The sequence below is a fragment of the Portibacter marinus genome, assembly GCF_021533195.1.
GTDB lineage: Bacteria > Bacteroidota > Bacteroidia > Chitinophagales > Saprospiraceae > Portibacter > Portibacter marinus.
Genome location: NZ_JAJNKB010000007.1, coordinates 198,963 through 218,871, shown reverse-complemented (window position 1 = coordinate 218,871; position 19,909 = coordinate 198,963). Strand labels below are relative to the sequence as shown.

Genomic DNA, 19,909 nt, shown 5'->3' with positions numbered 1-19,909 from the left:
TTTGTATGTTGAAAAATGAATATTTTTTATATTGAATGGTGAAATACTTGTTAAGCTTTCTCTGTTTAATCTACTTAACATCTTGTGCTACTTCGAAAGTTAAGGTTGTGAAACAACTTCCAATTGGTGTTGGATTGGACACTTTATATCAATCCGCATTTATAATTGGACCTTTAAAGCAGGCCGTGTTTCCATTGCTTGACGCTGCTATTTTTAATCAGAAGCTTCAAATGCGGTCTGATGAAATTATGAATCTACAGCAAGAAGATTTAGCATATATTGAAAATTTACTTAGAACCAAACTACAGGAAATCGTTCCAATTGTAAGACTTCGTTCACAGTTTAACTCAAAAAATACTCACCCATCAGCATCATTTCAAGTGAAAGTTGATAATCAACATTTTCCTGTAATATTCTATGCTAAAGACAGCGATCATCTTATCAATTTTAGTACAAGAAATGAAATAAGTAGTATGAGTTTACCTGATTCAATCAGCCAAAGCAATATCCAAAATCATACATTGGATCATGATATTCCAACATCTATGATCATTTACAACAGACTTGCCGTCTTAAATTCCAGTGTATTGGGAATCAGTGGAAATATGAGATTAGAGACTTATATATTTATTTATGACAGGAATGGTCGATTGCTCATTGAATTACATGGCTTCACTAAACCCGAATTAATAAAAGGTAATCGCTTGAAAGAAATTGAAAATATATGGCATCAATACGATCTTTTGGCAGAGATGATTAAGGAAAAATTACAGGAAATACTAATCAAAAATTGATGAAAAGAACATCAATATTATGTGCATCTATGGTATTATTATTTAAGATAAGTTATAGTCAATATAATTTACCACCAGATAGGTTTTATGAATCAGCGACGATTGGATTAAAAACTTTTGAGGTCCTCAAAGTTGATAGTCTACGGATTCAAGATGAATATGTAAGCTACTCAGGACTATGTGATCCATGTGAAATTCCAATAGACGATATCAATTATATAAGGATTCAAAACGGCAGAAAAACAAAAAATGGAATTATAACTGGACTGGTTTCTGCAGGAATAATAGTAGTGACAGGAATTATAAATGTGCGTAGAATGGGTGATAGCTTGAATGATGACATTGTTGGTATTGTAATGTTATATATGGTAGGGGGTACTTTAATTGGTGCATTTACAGGTCATAAGTTCAGAAAATTTGCAACTTTTTATCTTCATGCTTTAGATGGTTAAATTTTAAAGCTATCCGCGTTTAAATAATCCATGCGTATTTTCATTAGTAAATCTTCAATTATAACCGCATCCTGCTCCCCGCTCCTCATATTCTTTAACATCACCGTTCCGCTTGCAAGCTCTTCATCCCCGATTATTCCCACATACTTCACGCCTATGGAATCAGCATACTTCATCTGTTTCTTCATCTTCCCATGATCTGGATAGACATCACATACCAGACCTTTTTCGCGAAGCTCGGCGCAATATTGAAAAGCTTTTAAGTGACCCGCCTGATCGAAGCAAACAAATAACAGATCGGGAGCTATGCTAAGGTCTTCTGGAAATTTACCCAGTTCCTCCATCACATCGTAAATCCGCTCTGCTCCGAAAGACACTCCTACTCCAGGCATATCTTTCAAGCCAAAATTTGAGGTCAAGTCAGCATATCGCCCACCTCCTCCTATAGAGCCCATTTCTGTTTCAAGGGATTTCACTTCAAAAATACAACCTGTGTAATAACTTAAGCCACGCGCTAAAGATGGATCAAAAACGACTTTATTGTTGCATTCCAGGAGATCAAAGTAGGAATGAAAAGTTTTCAGCTCTTCAATACCCGCTTGTCCAACTCCAGAATCTCTAAAAGCGAGGGATAATTCATCCAGAGATTTTGCACCAATAAGACTGATAATTCCGCGAGCAGTATCTTCAGATATATGGAGTCCCTGTAATTGCTCCACCACTTTTTCCGATCCTATTTTATCCAACTTGTCAATGATTACTGTCATTTCCATGAAGTGATCCGACAATCCGCTTACCTCGGCAATTCCGGCAAGAATCTTTCGATTATTAACTTTGATCTCAACCTCAAGCCTCAGCTCAGAAAAAACTTCATCGTATATCTTGACCAATTCAGCCTCATACATCAACGATTCTGATCCCACCACGTCCACATCACACTGATAAAATTCCTGATATCTCCCTTTTTGAGGTCGATCTGCACGCCATACCGGTTGAATTTGATACCGTTTAAATGGAAAGGAAATATCGTTCTGGTGCATCACCACATACCTGGCAAATGGTACAGTCAGATCATAACGCAAACCTCGTTTAGATATAGAAGAAGCAAACCTTAAGCTATCTCCCTCTTTAAAGGCCTCGGCGTCACTTTTACGCAGAAAGTCTCCATTGTTCATGACTTTAAATAAAAGTTGATCTCCTTCATCTCCATATTTTCCTGTCAGCGTGTCCAGGTTTTCCATGGTAGGCGTTTCGATGGCTATGTAAGCATACTTACGAAATACCTTTTCTATCGTGTCAAAAATGTACTTGCGTTTCAGGACTTCTACGGGTAGAAAGTCTCTGATCCCTTTGGGCAATGAAGGCTTCATCATTAGGCAGAAACAAATTGTCTTAAAAATCGGATGTCATTCTCAAAAATCGAGCGAATGTCACTAATGTTGTAACGCTGCATTGCGGAACGTTCTATTCCGATGCCAAAGGCATATCCGGTATAAACTTCTGAATCAATGCCGCAGTTCTCCAATACTTGCGGATCCACCATTCCACAGCCTAATACTTCCAGCCATCCAGTTCCTTTCGTCAATTTTTTTGAACGCTCATCTGCTAATCCCAAGTAGACATCCATCTCAGCACTTGGTTCTGTAAAAGGAAAATAGGACGGCCTTAGACGAATATCTGTTTCTACACCATACATCTCGCGTGCAAAATATAGCAGGGTTTGCTTCATGTCGGCAAATGAGACCTCTTTATCTATATATAAACCCTCTATTTGATGAAACTGGCAGTGTGATCTGGCTGAAATGGTTTCATTCCTGTAAACCCTACCTGGAGCTATAATGCGGATGGGCGGTTTTTGTGCGGTCATGGTTCTGGCCTGTACAGACGAAGTATGTGTCCGAAGAAGTCTGGTGACTGAATTTTTAAGATAAAAGGTGTCCTGCATGTCACGAGCCGGATGATCTTCTGGAGTATTCATGGCTGTAAAGTTGTGCCAATCATCCTCTATTTCTCTATCCTCTGCTACCGTAAAACCAATTCGACTAAAAATCTCTATCATCTCGTTCATCACGATTGAAACAGGATGTCTTGATCCTCTTTGGATCGGGAATCCCGGCTTGGTCAGATCAATGGCTTCTACTGAACGACCGAGCGATGCTTCTTCCAGCTTTTCATTTATTTCAAGATACTTATTTTCTGCAGCCACCTTGGCAGAATTAATCAGCTGGCCAAATTCCTTCTTCCGATCATTGGAAATATTCTTTATTTCGCCAAACAACGGTTTGATGATGTTTTTACTTCCAAGGAATCGAATCCTGAATTGCTCTAATTCATCCTCGGTTCTGGGTTGAGAACCTTCTATTTCCCTCAACACTAGTTGAACTTGATCAAATACTTCCTGCGCCATAAACTCCATTTTAAAATAAGATGCAAAGGTAAAAATAAAAACTCATACCTTACCGAGTGCAATACAATAGATCACGTGGAGAAAAAGCTTGGCATGGGTGCTTTTCAGAAAATGAGTCAGGGAGTGTACTTCTTATTAATCATCTCATTGCTCTACTCTTTCTTTTTTATTACGATTTCTAACATACTTCTACTCGTGGTAGCATTATGTTACCTATATTTTCATTACCGGGATCATTCTTGGCATTGGATGCCAGTAATTCTTTTGACATTAGGGTTTCTACCTTATTTACAAGGATTAGTCATATCGGATAACGCCAATGAAGCTTTAAAAGCAATCCAGCACAACCTCGCTTATTTGTCACTTCCTTTGGCTACTATTTTACTGCCTCCATTTTCTAAAAAACAAATCATCAATATCATTGCCTTCTTTATAGGAATCACCACTTTAAGCACAGTGCCCGTCTTGATCCAATATGGGTTAGATTACGAGAGCATAACTGCGTCATTGGGTCAGGGAAAGGCGATCCCCACACCCATAGACCATGTGAGGTACAGCATTTTCCTAGCGATAGCCAGTGTTTTTTCTTTGATCGCCGGTTATCAAAAGCAAACTTTTTTCAGGTTCTATGGAAGAATTATTTATTTCATTTTAGGTCTTTACCTTTTCGTAGTCCTTCATGTTCTAGCGGTAAGAAGTGGACTCGCGCTGGTATATATAGGTTTATTTTTATCTGGCTTATTGGTTTTACTACAAGCGAAAAAGTATTTACTCTTAATGGGCTTAGTTGGAATAGTGCTGGTCAGTCCAATAATAGCCTATTACACCATCCCCAGTTTTCATAAAAAAATTCATTATTCCCTATGGGATTATGGTCAACAAAAGGAAGGCCAGGGCGCAAATTACTCTGACTCTGAACGAATGAGGAGTTACCAAATCGGGCTTGAAATCTGGAAAGACCATCCTTTTGTAGGCATCGGCACTGGTGATGCTATGGAGGAGGCTGTGAAAAGATATGAAGTTGCTTACCCTGAAGGTGGGAGAGCTCTTTTACCACACAATCAACTTATAAAATTTTTAACAACCTCAGGGTTACTTGGATTATTATGCTTTCTAATAGCCATTTATGGGCCATTTCTGATGAATGCCCATTATAGGGATCCTTACGTATTGGCACTTACCGGTATGTTGACGGTTTCTTTCATGGTCGAAGCCACTTTAGAGCGCTCCTATATGTTGGGGCTGACCTTGATGTTGTTTACTCTGCTTTACCAGAAGGGTTGGAAAAAACCATTGCAATATGAGGAATTCCATCCTCCAGATAACTTTCACCCCATTCCTTAAAGCCCAGATCATTATAGAAACTGAGCAAATAAGTTTGAGCAGATATTTTGATATCATTATCTGGGTACAATTCTTTACAATACTTGATACTCTGGTGCATGAGTTGCTTACCAGCACCACTCCCTCTATTACCTTCGGTAGTTAAAACCCTTCCAATGGATGCATGGTTTTCATAAGAAATTCCGGGAGGCAGTATTCTGGTGTAAGCTTCAATACGGCCATTAGCATAGCCTAAAACGTGATGACCTTTCATGTCTTTACCATCTACATCCTGATAAACGCAATCTTGTTCCACCACAAAAACTTCGGCCCTGATTTGCAAAATTCTGTATAACTCAGAAGTGGTTAATTGGTCGAATGATTTCAAAACAAATCTCATACTACAACGATTTTCTAAAAACCAGTGTATAGCCTTCAGTATAAGTCGTCTGAAGGTACCTGGTAGAAATAATGGAGTCAACCTGAAATAATTCCCAATGCTTTTCAGCCATATTTTGAATGGTTGTTTGCAAGTCCCGCGCCATTTGAACACCATCTATAACATATTCATTCTTCCCCATATACTTTGCAGGTTTTGCTCTTGGAGCGTTCAGAAAAACAGTATGATATTCGTATTTCAAATCTTAAAATTTAGGAAGTTACATAGAGCCCGTAATTTTTTGTACGATCTTAAATTGGTTGAGAAATTCTTTTGCTATAACCCTTATCACCGTATATGCCGGGATGGCTAAGATCATTCCCATGATCCCTCCAAGTTTTGCAGCTACCAGTATAATAATAAATATTTCCAATGGATGTGCCTTCACGCTACTGCTATAAATAAATGGTTGAAGTATGAAATTATCGATCATCTGCATGATGACAAAAACGATGACCACCTTAATCAACATGGGCGCAAGAAAATTATAGAATTCCACATTAAGATTACTGGAAATGGTAATAAAGATACCAAAAAGCGCCCCGATAAAGGGACCTACATAAGGTATCACATTTACGATAGCGGCGAAAAAAGCGATGAGCAGCGCATTCTGAATACCGAAAATCCAGAGTAGCGTACTTACCAACGCGGTGATGATCAGAATTTGCAGTATGATCCCTCCGAAATATTTTCTCAACATTAAACTGATGTCATGAATCACTTCTTCTGTGTCTTCTTCATATTGGTCTGGAACCATCGCTTTGACAAAATTGATAAACAATTGGTCGTCCCTTAAAAAAAAGAAAGCGATAAATAGGACAGAAAAAATACCAATCAACAGATTTCCTGCGATGCCAAACACATTACCGATAAAGGTGCTGATGTAATTAGGCCTGAACCAATCACTCAGCATGCTGACGAATTTATCTGAGCTCAATTGTTCCTGAGTGACGATACCTAGCTCAATTAACCTTTCATTCAAGGAATTGATGGGAACACTTAAGGTATTGTAGATCTCATTATACTGTACGTTGCGCAGATTGCTAGCTTGCTCTACAATCAGGGGGACAAAAATCATGACCAACAAACCAATCGCCAGAATAAATGTGATTAATGTTATTAAAGCCGCAGGAACACGACCCATTCTTAACCGTTTCCCAATCTTAAACTTCATCAGAAAATTCATAATAGGCTGACCAACCATTGAAATAACCCACGCGATGATAATGTAAGCAACAATATCACTCAGGTAATAAACTACTGTTCCCAGAACCAGTAAGCTTAAAATAATGATAGCGATTCTTTTAGTCTCGGCTTTCATAGATTAAGAAAGTCTTCTGATATGTGAAGTCTGATAGATGTACATTTCTCAAAACTAGCAAAATGTAGCTTACCCTATTGGGATTTTCGACAGAAAAGTGAATACAGAAGGACCGAAGTCCTTCTGATTCTATATTCAAACAAATAAGGGAGATCTATGATTACTTACCAATGCGCTGTCCTTTTGCAGGAACTTATCAACTTCTATCGCAGCCTCTCTACCTTCAGCGATGGCCCAAACAACTAAAGATTGGCCTCGACGCATATCTCCGGCCACAAATATTTTTTCCCTACTGGTCTTATATCTATCATCCTTTACATTTCCTCTTTCAGTCAATTCTACCTCTAACTGGCGAAGCATTCCCTCATGCTGCGGATGAACAAAACCTACGGCGAGCAACGCAAGGTCACAGGCAACTATTCGCTCTGTGTCTGCTTTTTCTTTAAATGAAAATCTGCCGGTTTCAGGATCCTTGACCCATTCCAGATCGACTAGCTTTAATCCAGTCAGCTGACCATTTTCATCGCCTATGAATGCTTTTGTATTGATAGCCCAATGTCTTTCAGCACCCTCCTCATGCGAGCTGGAGATTCTTAGTTGCATCGGCCAAAGTGGCCAGGGGGTTGATGGGTCTCTGGTTTCTGGTGGTTTTGACATCAATTCAATTTGGTTGATCGACTTCGCTTTGTGTCTGTTAGAAGTACCTACACAGTCCGAACCTGTATCACCACCGCCGATTACAAAAACATCTTTATCTGTGGCATAAATGGCGTCATCCCCCTCTATTTTTTCACCTTGAACCCTTCTATTTTGTTGTTCAAGGAATTCCATGGCAAAATGGACACCTTTGAGTTCCCGGCCTGGAATATTAAGATCCCTCGGAATGGTAGAACCTCCTGCCAATACGATCGCATCGAATTGTTTTAACAATGCAGTCACTTTGATATCAACTCCAACATTAGCATTGGTTATAAAATTAATGCCCGCTTTTTCCATTAGTTTAATTCTTCTCTCCACCACCTCTTTTTCCAACTTAAAGTCTGGAATACCATAAGTCAGCAAACCTCCTATCCTGTCTTGCCGCTCATAGACCGTCACCTCATGTCCAGCTTTCAATAGCTGAGAGGCTGCTGCTAATCCAGCAGGTCCGGAACCCACCACCGCAACACTTTTGCCCGTTGACACACCTTTGTTTTCCACCACCCAGCCATTTTCATAGGCTTTTTCAGCAATGGTTTTTTCCACATGTTCGATGGCCACAGGGTCACTGTTTATTCCCAGAACACAGGCTTTTTCACAAGGAGCGGGACAAATTCTACCTGTAAACTCAGGAAAATTATTGGTGCTGTTTAAAACCTGAAAAGCTTTCTCCCAGTCCTGCTGATATACAGCATCATTAAATGCAGGAATATTATTGCCCAGAGGGCATCCACTATGGCAGAATGGGATTCCACAGTCCATACATCTTGCCGCCTGACTTTTAGTTTTCTCTTCTGGAAATTCTTTATAAATCTCTTTGTAATCGTTGATGCGCGACCTCACATCCCTTGACTCAGGTAGTTCGCGATCATACTTTAAAAATCCTTTAATATCACCCATGACTACGCTATTAATTCTTCTTTCTTCTGTTCTTCCTGTAGTTTTAAAACCTTCTTGTACTCCTTAGGGAAGACCTTAACAAAATTCTTTTTCTCTGACTCCCAATCATTCAATATCCTGATAGCAGCCAGGCTGCTCGTGTACTTAAAGTGATTTCTGATCAGCTTTCGGAGTCTGGAGAAATCCTCGTCGGTTAGCTCATCTATATCTATCATCTCTAAATTGGATTTCTTTGCAAAATCTTCCTTGGCATCATAGATATAGGCGATACCACCACTCATTCCTGCGGCAAAATTTCGACCTGTGGAGCCCAGGACTACTACTTCACCACCCGTCATGTATTCGCAACCATGGTCACCAATACTTTCCACAACAGCAGTTGCACCAGAATTTCTAACGGCAAATCTTTCACCTGCCACCCCTTTGATATAAACCTCTCCAGATGTGGCACCATACAAGGCCACATTGCCAATGATGATGTTTTCGCTTTCGTCAAAAGTGACATTTCTATCAGGTACAACGATGAGTTTTGCACCACACAATCCTTTTCCAAAGTAATCATTGGCATCCCCTTCCAATGTAAAACTTACGCCTTTGACTCCAAAAGCTCCAAAACTTTGTCCCGCCGATCCGCGGAACCTGAAGTTGATGGTATCAGGAGGCAAGGCGTCAGATCCGTATTTCTTACTAATTTCACTGGACAACATGGTTCCTACTGCCCTATCGGTGTTTTTGATCTCAAAACTACTGTTAATCGGAGCACCATACTCAATCGACAAATCTGAATACCTGATCAGGCGTCGGTCCAAAACTTTGGTAAGCCCATGATCTTGTTCTATGTTTTTATATTGATTAATAAACTTGGTATCAAAATGCAGAATGGGGCTCAGATCCAGGCTTTCCCACTTCCAATGGTCAAGATGATCTCTGACCTTCAACATATCTGCTCGACCCACCATATCATTCACCGTCTTGAATCCGAGTGAAGCCATAATTTCACGAAGCTCCTGCGCGAGGAAGGTGAAAAAATCCACCAGGTGTTCGACTTTTCCTGTAAATTTCTTTCTGAGTTGTTCATCCTGGGTAGCCACCCCCACCGGACAGGTATTTAGATGGCACTTTCTCATCATAATACAGCCTTCTACGACCAAGGCTGCTGTTGCTACACCCCATTCCTCAGCTCCCAACAAAGTGGCAATGGCCAGGTCTCTTCCGGTTTTCATCTGACCATCACATTGGACAGTGACTCTGTCGCGCAATCTATTTCTAACCAGGGTTTGATGGGTTTCTGATAAGCCTAACTCCCATGGAAGGCCCGCGTGCTTAATAGAGCTAAGGGGCGATGCTCCTGTTCCACCATCGTGTCCTGAAATCAATATATGATCTGCATGTGCTTTTGCAACTCCGGATGCTATGATTCCTACTCCTGCTTTCGAAACCAATTTGACACTGATATCTGCAAATCGATTCGCATTCTTCAGGTCAAATATGAGTTGGGCTAAATCCTCTATGGAGTAAATATCATGATGAGGAGGTGGAGAAATCAAACCCACACCTGGAATGGAATGCCTTACCTTTGCAATCCAGTGATTGACCTTATGTCCCGGTAGTTGTCCGCCTTCACCAGGCTTGGCACCCTGTGCCATTTTAATCTGCAACTGTGTAGCATTAACCAGGTAATTGCTAGTCACACCGAACCTTCCCGATGCCACTTGTTTGATTGCAGAACGCTCCCAATCTCCATTATCCTTTTTCTTAAATCTGGCTTCATCTTCTCCACCTTCGCCACTGTTGCTCTTCCCGCCAATTCGGTTCATGGCTATAGCCAATGTCGAATGTGCTTCATGAGATATAGAACCGAATGACATCGCGCCGGTAGCAAATCGCTTCATGATTTCTTCCACTGATTCGACTTCCTCTAGAGGAATAACTTCCCCTTCCCTGAATTCAAAAAGCGACCTTAAAGTATTGGCTCTTTGTGATTGATTATTGATTTCAGCTGAATACTTCTTGAAGGTGCTATAGTCCTTATTTCTTGTCGAGTGTTGTAGTAGGTGAACCGATTTAGGGTTAAACAAATGATGTTCACCTCTTTGCTTCCATTGGTAAAAACCACTTTCAGGTAGTTCGTTCAATCTATGATTCTCATCAAATGCAACCAGGTGGCGAACGAAGACTTCCTTAGCTAGGCCATTGAAATCCAAACCACTGATCCTGGAAACCGTCCCCTTAAAGCACTTATCAATCACCTTTTCTCCGATACCAATAGCTTCAAATGTTTGAGATCCCTGATAAGAAAGGACGGTTGAAACCCCTAATTTTGACATGACTTTCAACAGTCCTTTTTCCGCAGCATAGTAGTATTTTTGAATCTTTTCGTCACTTCCCAGATGCTTCACCGCTAACCATGGAAAAATGGCATCGGCACCATATCCCAATAAACATGCGTAATGGTGTGTCTCGATAATGTCACCACCTTTGACAACGATTGAAGCCTTTCTTCTTAATCCATTTTTGATCAGGAAATGATGCAAACAACCTAATCCCAGCAAGCTTGGTATGGGCGCCCATTCTAAATTAATTTGAGCATCATCCAATATGATAACATTAAACCCTTCATCGATGGACTTTCTGGCTTTTTCACATAGATCGTCTAGTGCTTCTTCAAGTCTTCCTTCCTTTCCATCTGATTTGAATAGTAGAGGTAAGGTTCTGGATTTGAAATGCTCGGTATCCAGATGGCTCAGGGCAACATATTGTTTTTTATTTAAGATTGGTGAGTCCATTCTCAACATGATAGCACTTTCTTCCTTTGGGGCTAAGACATTAGGTTCACCTCCAAGAAAGGTCTTTAACGACATATATGCCTTTTCTCTGATGGGGTCAATAGGCGGATTGGTTACTTGTGCGAATTGTTGTTTAAAGTAATTGGAAATGTGCTGAGACTGGATCGAGAGCGCTGCTAATGGAATGTCGCAACCCATAGAACCGATGGGTTCGTGCCCTCCTTCACCCATGGCTTGCAGAATCATTTGCTCATCTTCAACAGTAAATCCAAAAGCTAATTTCTCAGTCAAGAGATCATTTTGTGTGGGTGGAAGTGTTTCATCAACCTGAATATCACTGATATGAATTTTATACTTTTCAAGATACTCGCCGTAAGGCTTACGATTACAGACTATCTTCTTCAATTCATCATCACCAATGATTCTCTTTTCATCCAGGTCAGCAATCAAAATCTTTCCTGGCTGAAGCCTGCCTTTATAAAGAATTGAAGCGGGGTCTACCGGTATACAACCTGATTCTGAACCTAATATTAAAACGTTTTCATTGGTCAACAAATACCGTGAAGGGCGCAGACCATTTCGGTCCAAGGTAGCCCCAACTAAAACCCCGTCAGTGAAACAAATAGAAGCAGGACCATCCCAAGGCTCCATAAAAGCTTCATGGTACTCGTAAAAATCTTTCTTATAATCATCGATAAATTCATCATTCTGCCAGGCTTCCGGAATCATCATCATCAAAGCATGAGGAATGGATCTTCCATTCATGATCAAAAACTCTAACACATTATCGAAGTTCCCAGAGTCTGATGCCCCGGTCTCACATACCGGGAAGATCTGATCCAATTCTTCTTTGCTGAATTCTGGTGATTCAAACAACTTTTCTTTGGCACGCCACCAATTGAGATTTCCTTGAATGGTATTGATTTCCCCATTGTGCGCAATGGTTCTGAAAGGCTGCGCTAATCGCCACTTAGGGATGGTATTTGTTGAAAACCTCGAATGCACCAGTGCAATGGCAGATGCAGCTCTCGTATCCTGTAGATCTACAAAATAATTTCTGACTTGATTAGATGTCAATTGGCCTTTATAGATGATGGTTCTACTCGAGCAGGAACAGATATAAAAAATATCTTCTAAGGCAGGTTCCTGCTGATGAATATAATGCGTCAAATAGTTTCTAAAAACATAAAGCTTTTTTTCGAGCTGTTTTCCCTTTAATCCTTCTTCGCATTGCAAAAATATCTGAACAATGTGTGGTTCTGTACTCTTTGCTGTACCTCCTAAATCTGAATTGTCAGTGGGTACATCTCTGGTGCCAATGAGTACGAAGGAAAAACTTTTAATTAACTTTTGAAATGCTTCATCACATATGGACCTATCAGCTTCTTTTTTCGGCATGAAGGTCATGGCTACCCCATAGCTGCCTTTTTCAGGAAGACTAAAACCTGATTCCTGGCATTTTATTGACAGATACTCGTGAGGAATTTGGATCAAAATACCTGCACCATCCCCCGTGTTGGCTTCATATCCAGAAGCACCACGATGCTCCAAACTTTCTAGCGTAGACAGTGCGTCATTAATAATCTTATGAGAGCTGAGGTTATTGAGATTTGCAATCAAACCTATACCACATGCATCTTTTTCTAACTCTGGCGTATACAGTCCGTATGATATCGATTCAGACATTTGTAGGAATTTGTTTCTTGAATGAAGATTAGAAAAATAGACTCCCAGGAGTAAGCCACTAACTCCTTAGGAGCCATTCAATGAAAGAGAAACTGTTCTTAAGTATTTCTTATTTAGGCTTCCTAGCCTTGTTATTCAAATATAACACGGAAATTATTCGTAGCTTGATAGATATAGGTCAAATTGTGCTGGCCAAAAGTAAAAAAGATGGCATAATATATTGTTTTTCAACATACTACACCATCTTATTTTGTGATCTTGAAACTGTTAAATAAGTACTTTTGGAAGTATTTTTTAACATTTTCTGCCATTGAATCTTTATCCGATGGACTTACTTAAAATAACTGTATGGAAAAATTATAGTTGCTTAATTATACCTTTAGAAAGCGTAAACTGCCGCAAGTAAGAAAGATGCAAGACTACTGCTGTATTCATCATTTACAACATCCGTAACGACAGCATCTTCATAAGAGAAAAGGTCTACTCTAAATTCAGGGATAATGGTCAAATTACCCACTTTATAGTTTGCTGACAATGTTAAATCTATGACACTTTCTTCCGGCACCAAGACCTCAACACCATTATCCACAAAATATTCTCCTCTGACACCAAGTGTGAGTGATTCAGAAGTCGCGTACTGTGCGTATATTGCTGCTCCGGCGAAATTATCTTGTGCAGTTGTCGCGTTCAAACCCAAATATGCTTTTTCGCTAACCTGAAATCCAGTGGTAAGATCCATCTGATAAAATCCATCAGAAACCAGGAAATTAAGCCAGGCTCCACCTGCTTCATTAGAGTAGCCTAGCTGAGCTCCCCCTACATAGTCACCCGTAGGATTAAAGTCTGTTGCATCTGTCGGATTGAAAATTCCCAACATTCCGGAAAAACCACCTCCTAAATCCACATCCATTTTAAGACCTGAATGCGAAAATGGACCATAAGAGAACATATAAGAAGTGGAATAATTGAAATTACCTGTTGGCGATATGACCTCATATCCAAGAAAGGTATTAAAATTACCTAGCGTTAATGTTACTCGATCTGTGACATTCCAGTAACCATAAAGTTGATTCACGATGTTTAATGGTGCAGGAGATCCAAATACAGCCTCAGCTCCCCGAGGACCGAAAACCAGGTCAGCGACAAAACCGACTTTAGAACCTTCGTATCCTGTAATCAGGTTTAGCATTCCCAATGAGAAACCTGGTTGATTAGCGAAGGAAGTTCCAGGGGCCATGGTATTCATCACACCATTCTTCTCCACGCTGGGATCGTTGGATGCATTAAGGTTTGCTCTGTAATAAACGTCTACAGATCCACTCAATGTGAAATTACTATCGATTGCTATCTGTGCAAAGCCTGAATAAGCTATTAAAAGTGCGGTCAAGGTTAATATATACTGTTTCATAATTCTTTCGATTTTCTATTGATTAATTGTTTTAGTAATAAATGGAGTCCTTTTGACCCTAATAAATTGAAGGACAAAATGTTATGAACAAATGATCTAGTGTTGATCGCCCATTATCATCATTTTAAAGCCCCTAAAACAGAGTTGGAAAACCGAAAAAACAAGGGTAGAATTTATTTTTTTTATACCTTTATTTTAGTCAAGTATTAATTACGGTTTTCCGTATCTGTGTCACCCGAGCTGCAACTCGGGTGATTTTTATTTTTCTACTGTACGTTTAAATTATAAGCAAGAGCTTCAGATGTAGGATAAGCACTCATTTCATGCTCCGACACATCCAGGCCTTTTAGCTCTTCTTCCTCTGAAACTCTGATACCGACGGTCACTTTTAAAACATAAAAAATGACGAAAGCAATTACAAAGGTAAATGCACCTATTGCAGCAACACCGATAAACTGTATCCCCAGTTGCCCAAGACCAGCCATATCACCAAAAATTCCCACGGCTAGCGTTCCCCAAATTCCACATACCAGGTGCACGGATGTAGCTCCTACAGGATCGTCTAATTTTAATTTATCGAACATAACGACAGAAAGTGGAATGATGGCCCCGGCGATGAGTCCAATAATAATGGCCGCAAATGGACTCATTAAGTCCGCGCCAGCAGTAATGCCGACCAGCCCACCAAGTATGCCGTTCAAAACCATGGATAGATCATGAGTTTTAAACATCACATAAGAGATCACAAATGCTCCAATAGTTCCTCCGGCAGCTGCTAAACTAGTGGTAACAAATACTTTAGCAACAGTCGCCGCGTCCGCTGATAACACTGAACCACCATTGAAACCAAACCAGCCGAACCAAAGTAAAAATACACCAAGTAGTGCTAATGGCATGCTGTGTCCAGGAATAGGCTTGATCCCTTTACTGGTATACTTACCTTTTCTGGCACCCAATAAAATGATACCTGCCAGTGCCGCAAATCCACCTACCGCATGAACTAATGTCGACCCCGCAAAATCGTAAAATCCCATTTCTGCTAGCCATCCACCTCCCCAGTGCCACATGCCAGTGATGGGATAAGATATGGCGACAAAAATAGTGGTGAAAATTAAAAATGGCCCCAGCTTAATTCTTTCTGCTACTGCCCCTGATACAATGGTCGCACATGTAGCCGCAAACATGGCCTGGAATATAAAATCTGTATACGAAGGCATACTAAAGCCTTCAGCTGAAGCTGCAAGTAGTGAATCCAAGTCCCCAGGTGCTGCAACACCTACTCCTGCAAATCCAAAAAATCCCCCTGCTGCCCCGTCTCCCGGATACATTAATCCGTATCCACATACGAAATAGGTTAATAGTCCTATGGCAATGATCATCGCATTTTTAAATAATATATTGACCGTATTTTTCTTTCTTACAAACCCAGCTTCAAGAGAAGCAAAGCCTAAGTGCATGATGAATACTAGTACTGTTGCAATCAGTATCCATAAATTGTGTGCGGTATATAATCCTTCACTCATTTCTAAATGTTTTTATAAAGTTTAAAAGTTTAGTTCTTTAAGCATTGATGGCGTCAGAATCTCTGGCTCCTGATCTGATATTCAAAACTTCATCCAGATCGGAAACCATAACAAGTCCGTCACCATTATCTCCAGTATGTGCAGCTGATCTAATGGCCTTAATGGCATCATCTACTACATGTTCTGATAAAATGATCTCAAGCTTCATCCTTCCTATGTAACCAACATCATAAACAGCACCTCGGTAGACCGTTGCCTCGCTTTTCTGATGTCCATAACCCTTCACTTCATAGAATGTGAAGAAGTTGACATGTTTCTCAGCTAGTGCGTCTTTAACATCTTCGAACTTTGAGGTTCTAATGATTGCTTCAATTTTCTTCATTTGTTTTGTTTTGTTTACTTTGTAAAAGTGTTAAAGAGCTATTTTCAATTCGCGAATGTTTTACAATTATAAAATTTGAACTTGCCAATTTGATCTCTCTTTTACACAGAAATGTAGTTTCTAGCTAATCCATATGGCCTGTAAGTCATTGATTTTCAATAAACAAAGAATCACTTAATTGTTATGCCAATCTCACAATCTGATCAGCTATTTAAGTTAGTTAAGTCTCTGACTAAGTCCGAAAAGAGAAATTTCACCTTGTATGCAAAGCGAATTCAGGACAGCGACGACTTAAAATTTTTACAATTGTTTGATCTGATAGATAAAATGGATCAGTACGATGAAAAGATAGTTTACTCTAAGATTAAAGGGCTCAAAAAATCTCAATATTCTAATCTGAAACGGCATTTATACAAGCAAATATTGATCAGCCTCAGACTCATTCATATTAATAGGAAAATTCACATCGAAATTAGAGAACATTTAGATTTTGCTCAAATTCTATATGATAAGGGTCTTTATCTTCAGGCCTTAAAGATTTTGCAGAGAGCCAAAAAGATGGCTTATAAAGTGAGTAATGAAATATTGATTCTTGAAATCATTGAATTCGAAAAAATCATTGAGTCCAGACACATTACAAGGACCGGACCAGAGAAAAACTTTTTATTGACAGATGAGGCCAATGGCATTATAAACACCCTCTCTAACGAAATCAAACTGTCGAATATCAGGATGAATCTCCATTCCTTTTATATAGATGGAGGACATGTTAAGTCCCAAGAGGAATATGACAGAATCAGTCTTTTTCTGGAAGAAAATCTCCCACAACTGGACTACAGTGAGATGAGTTTTAGAGAGCAGATCTTTTTATACCAATCACTCGTTTGGTACAATTACATCTTACTGGATTTTGATCGATGCTACGAATACGCCCTCAAGTGGGTTAAGACCTTGAAAGATGATAAACTAATGATTGAAAGAGACCCGGACAACTATATGCGTGCCTATCATTATTTATTGACCTCTACTTTCAACATTAACGATTATCAAAACTTCACAAAGCATCTGAAAGAACTTGAAAAATACCGAAAAACCAAATACAGTAAGTTTAATTCCACTTCACAGATTATTTCCTTCCTGTACGTCCACATGGCCCGAATGAACAAGCACTTCATGGAGGGTACTTTTGACGAAGGAGTGAAGATTATTCCTCGCACGCTCCGAAGAATTGGCAGGTACAAGGAAAAACTGGATTATCACAGGATTCTGGTTTTTTACTATAAAATTGCATGGATGCATCTCGGAAATGATAATCCGGGTAAGGCCATTGAATACTTAAATAAGATCATACAGGCTGACAGAAATGTTAATCTTCGCTCTGATATACAAGCTTATGCCCGCATTATGTTCCTAATGGCTCACTTTGATGAAGAAAACTATGAAATCATGGACTATCTGGTCAGAAATGTAAAGAAGTACATCATGAAAATCGAGCAGAAAGATACGCTCATCACCATTGCACTTGATTTCTTCAAGAAGGTAGTCAAGCTACCTCTTGGCGATCGACGACAGGCCCTGGTCGATTTCAACAAAGAACTCATTATGATAAAAAATGCTCCTTATGAAAAAAGAGCATTTTTATATCTGGATATTACGCTTTGGGTACAAAGTAAACTTCGCGGAATGACTTTACAGCAAATTGTAAAGGAACGCTTTCAAAACTCATCCGCCTTTATTTAACTTCATCCACCTGTTTGTATTTGTCGAACCAGGCGAGAATAGCAGCTATTTTGGCAATCAAATTGCTCGGTTTATTAGCGATCCCATGGCTCGCGCCAGGTATTCTGACCATGGCGCTTTCTACACCTTCTATTTTTAAGGCAGCATAAAATTGCTCTGATTCTGCAATGGGCGTTCTGTAATCTTCTTCTCCTGTTAACAACATGGTGGGTGTCTCAATATTCCCAACATAACTGAGAGGAGATCTTCTCAAATAAGGTTCTGGATCCTCCCATGGCTTATTTGGAAACCAATACCTGTAAAAGAAATTAGGAGCATCTGCATAAAGTACAAAACTGTACCAATTGATCACCGGTTTGGCGACTACAGCAGCTCTGAACCGATTGGTCTTGCCAACAATCCAGGCGGTTAATACTCCACCACCACTGCCGCCGGTAACAAAGAGATTATTTTCATCTATAAATCCTTTTTCAATTGCCGCATCTACTCCGGACATGAGATCTTCATAATCATGATTAGGGTAATCGTGGTGAATAGAATTCGCAAATTCCTGTCCGTATCCTGTACTACCTCTAGGGTTGGTGTAAAGCACCACATAACCGGCAGCTGCAAAAGCCTGAATTTCCGCAGAATAAACGGATCCATAACTTGCGAATGGCCCTCCATGTATTTCCAGTATAAGTGGGTACTTCTTACTGGAATCAAAATCAGGCGGCGTTACCAACCAACCCTGGATATCTAACCCATCATACGAAGATTTCCAATTCATCTCTTCAACATTACCCAATTTTCTGAATCCAAATAGATCATCATTCAGATGGGTTAAGCGTTTCGTATTTCCTGTTACATGAGAAGCTAGATCTGCAGGATGGCTGGTACTTGCTAAAGGGAACGCAAATCGACCATTTTTAGAGACGCTATAATCCGCCGCATTATATGGCCTGCCGAGGGATAAACCTCCTATGTTTCCGGTTACAGCCGTAACGTTGCCACTTAAACTCATGTGAGAAAGTTTGGAATCTCCATGATCTGTATATTGAAAATATAGCCCTTGATTATCAGGTGCCCAATTGATATTCTCTATATCTCTATCTAATTGCTGAGAAATCATCCGACTATCGCTGCCATCTATATCCATGACATATAACTCAGTATTGGTATGGCCCTGGTAAGTATCATCATTGCCCAGGAAGGCAATCATTTTACCATCGGGAGAAACTTTTGGGCTGTAATCCGGCCCAAATCTGGAAGTCAAGGCTTTAACTTCCCGGGTATTCAGGTCCAATTCATAGATTTCTGAATCAGCGGGCTGCCATTCTTCATCGTCTTCCAAATCAGCTGAAAAATATAGCTTCCCGCCATCTTCTGACCACTCTGGACTTCCATGATTTTTATCTCCTTTGCTGACTTGCATCGGTGTACCACCCTCTGTAGATAAAATGAAAATCTGAGTATTTCCCGGCTTGTAATATCCGGCTCCATCACCTCGGTAATTCATTTTATCGATGTATGTCGGCGGAGCATTCCACGAAGCTCCTTCAGGTTTAGAAGGCATTTTCACAATAGACTCAGATGTACCTGGGACAAACATGGTGAAAGCCAGATATTCATCATCTCTGGACCATGCCACATTGGAGGGAGCAGATGAAGTATTGGTCAGAGCAAAACTTTCCCTGGTATCTACCCACATCAAATATAGTTTCATCTTATCATCTTCTTTATTCGACTTGTAAGTGATACGGGTTCCGTCATTCGACCATCGTGGATCATAGTCATTATTATTGCCTGTGGTCAATGGTCGATTATTCTGGCCATCGAAATCTATAATCCAGAGATTGGACAGGTTTCGATCGGTCATTACATCTTTAAAATTTCTTACATAGACAATCTTCGAACCATCTGGTGAAATCTGTGGATCGGAGACGTATTCATAGTTGAAAATATCGATTAGCTCGAGATTGGATTTTGTTTGTGCTTGTAGATTCACAGCAACAATAACAAGTAGTAAAATTTTAAGAATTCTCATATCAAATAGGTTAGTTGACCTAA

At 39.9% G+C, this 19,909-nt stretch carries 15 protein-coding genes; 4 read left to right on the top strand and 11 right to left on the bottom strand.

Going from position 1 to position 19,909, the window contains the following annotated elements; translation table 11 throughout:
- Positions 1 to 107 precede the first annotated feature (107 nt).
- Both L2567_RS15950 and L2567_RS15945 read left to right on the top strand, forming a co-directional pair.
- Complete coding sequence (locus L2567_RS15950) at positions 108 to 794, top strand: hypothetical protein (protein WP_235298804.1); 687 nt, start codon at positions 108 to 110, stop codon at positions 792 to 794.
- Positions 794 to 1,246, top strand: coding sequence for a hypothetical protein (locus L2567_RS15945; protein WP_235298803.1), 453 nt, complete (start codon positions 794 to 796; stop codon positions 1,244 to 1,246). The genes L2567_RS15950 and L2567_RS15945 overlap by 1 nt, the downstream gene beginning before the upstream one ends.
- Here the strand turns inward: L2567_RS15945 and hisS are convergent.
- Both hisS and pheS read right to left on the bottom strand, forming a co-directional pair.
- Complete coding sequence (hisS, locus tag L2567_RS15940; protein WP_235298802.1) at positions 1,243 to 2,619, bottom strand: histidine--tRNA ligase; 1,377 nt, start codon at positions 2,617 to 2,619, stop codon at positions 1,243 to 1,245. The two genes, L2567_RS15945 and hisS, sit on opposite strands and share 4 nt — an antisense overlap.
- Complete coding sequence (gene pheS / locus L2567_RS15935; protein ID WP_235298801.1) at positions 2,619 to 3,653, bottom strand: phenylalanine--tRNA ligase subunit alpha; 1,035 nt, start codon at positions 3,651 to 3,653, stop codon at positions 2,619 to 2,621. Before pheS ends, hisS begins: the two co-directional genes overlap by 1 nt.
- Before the next feature lie 249 nt (positions 3,654 to 3,902).
- On the opposite strand from pheS, the gene L2567_RS15930 reads away from it, so the two are divergent.
- Complete coding sequence (locus tag L2567_RS15930) at positions 3,903 to 4,997, top strand: O-antigen ligase family protein (RefSeq protein ID WP_235298800.1); 1,095 nt, start codon at positions 3,903 to 3,905, stop codon at positions 4,995 to 4,997.
- Here L2567_RS15930 and L2567_RS15925 read toward each other — a convergent pair.
- The 8 genes from L2567_RS15925 to L2567_RS15890 all read right to left on the bottom strand — a co-directional run bounded on the left by L2567_RS15925 (position 4,912) and on the right by L2567_RS15890 (position 16,120).
- Positions 4,912 to 5,376, bottom strand: a complete 465-nt coding sequence (locus L2567_RS15925; RefSeq protein WP_235298799.1) for a GNAT family N-acetyltransferase — start codon at positions 5,374 to 5,376, stop codon at positions 4,912 to 4,914. The genes L2567_RS15930 and L2567_RS15925 overlap by 86 nt on opposite strands.
- 1 nt (position 5,377) lies before the next feature.
- Positions 5,378 to 5,617 (bottom strand): hypothetical protein, encoded by a 240-nt coding sequence (locus L2567_RS15920; protein ID WP_235298798.1) that lies wholly within the window; start codon positions 5,615 to 5,617, stop codon positions 5,378 to 5,380.
- A gap of 18 nt (positions 5,618 to 5,635) precedes the next feature.
- On the bottom strand, positions 5,636 to 6,736 hold the full coding sequence (locus L2567_RS15915; RefSeq protein ID WP_235298797.1) for an AI-2E family transporter: 1,101 nt from the start codon (positions 6,734 to 6,736) through the stop codon (positions 5,636 to 5,638).
- Positions 6,737 to 6,871: 135 nt separating this feature from the next.
- On the bottom strand, positions 6,872 to 8,335 hold the full coding sequence (locus L2567_RS15910; RefSeq protein ID WP_235298796.1) for a glutamate synthase subunit beta: 1,464 nt from the start codon (positions 8,333 to 8,335) through the stop codon (positions 6,872 to 6,874).
- Between the two features lie 2 nt (positions 8,336 to 8,337).
- The gene (gene gltB / locus L2567_RS15905; RefSeq protein WP_235298795.1) at positions 8,338 to 12,807 is read right to left on the bottom strand and encodes a glutamate synthase large subunit; all 4,470 of its coding nucleotides are present in this window, start codon (positions 12,805 to 12,807) and stop codon (positions 8,338 to 8,340) included.
- Positions 12,808 to 13,186: 379 nt separating this feature from the next.
- The gene (locus L2567_RS15900) at positions 13,187 to 14,215 is read right to left on the bottom strand and encodes an outer membrane beta-barrel protein (protein ID WP_235298794.1); all 1,029 of its coding nucleotides are present in this window, start codon (positions 14,213 to 14,215) and stop codon (positions 13,187 to 13,189) included.
- 266 nt (positions 14,216 to 14,481) lie between these two features.
- A complete protein-coding gene (locus L2567_RS15895; protein ID WP_235298793.1) occupies positions 14,482 to 15,738 on the bottom strand; it encodes an ammonium transporter in 1,257 nt (418 codons plus the stop codon).
- A gap of 37 nt (positions 15,739 to 15,775) precedes the next feature.
- Positions 15,776 to 16,120, bottom strand: coding sequence for a P-II family nitrogen regulator (locus tag L2567_RS15890; protein WP_235298792.1), 345 nt, complete (start codon positions 16,118 to 16,120; stop codon positions 15,776 to 15,778).
- Positions 16,121 to 16,303: 183 nt separating this feature from the next.
- On the opposite strand from L2567_RS15890, the gene L2567_RS15885 reads away from it, so the two are divergent.
- Positions 16,304 to 17,860: a hypothetical protein gene (locus tag L2567_RS15885; RefSeq protein ID WP_235298791.1), complete on the top strand. Its 1,557-nt coding sequence runs from the start codon at positions 16,304 to 16,306 to the stop codon at positions 17,858 to 17,860.
- Here L2567_RS15885 and L2567_RS15880 read toward each other — a convergent pair.
- Positions 17,853 to 19,886 carry a S9 family peptidase gene (locus L2567_RS15880; protein WP_235298790.1) on the bottom strand — a complete coding sequence of 678 codons (2,034 nt, stop codon included), beginning with the start codon at positions 19,884 to 19,886 and terminating at the stop codon, positions 17,853 to 17,855. The two genes, L2567_RS15885 and L2567_RS15880, sit on opposite strands and share 8 nt — an antisense overlap.
- Positions 19,887 to 19,909: the final 23 nt, after the last annotated feature.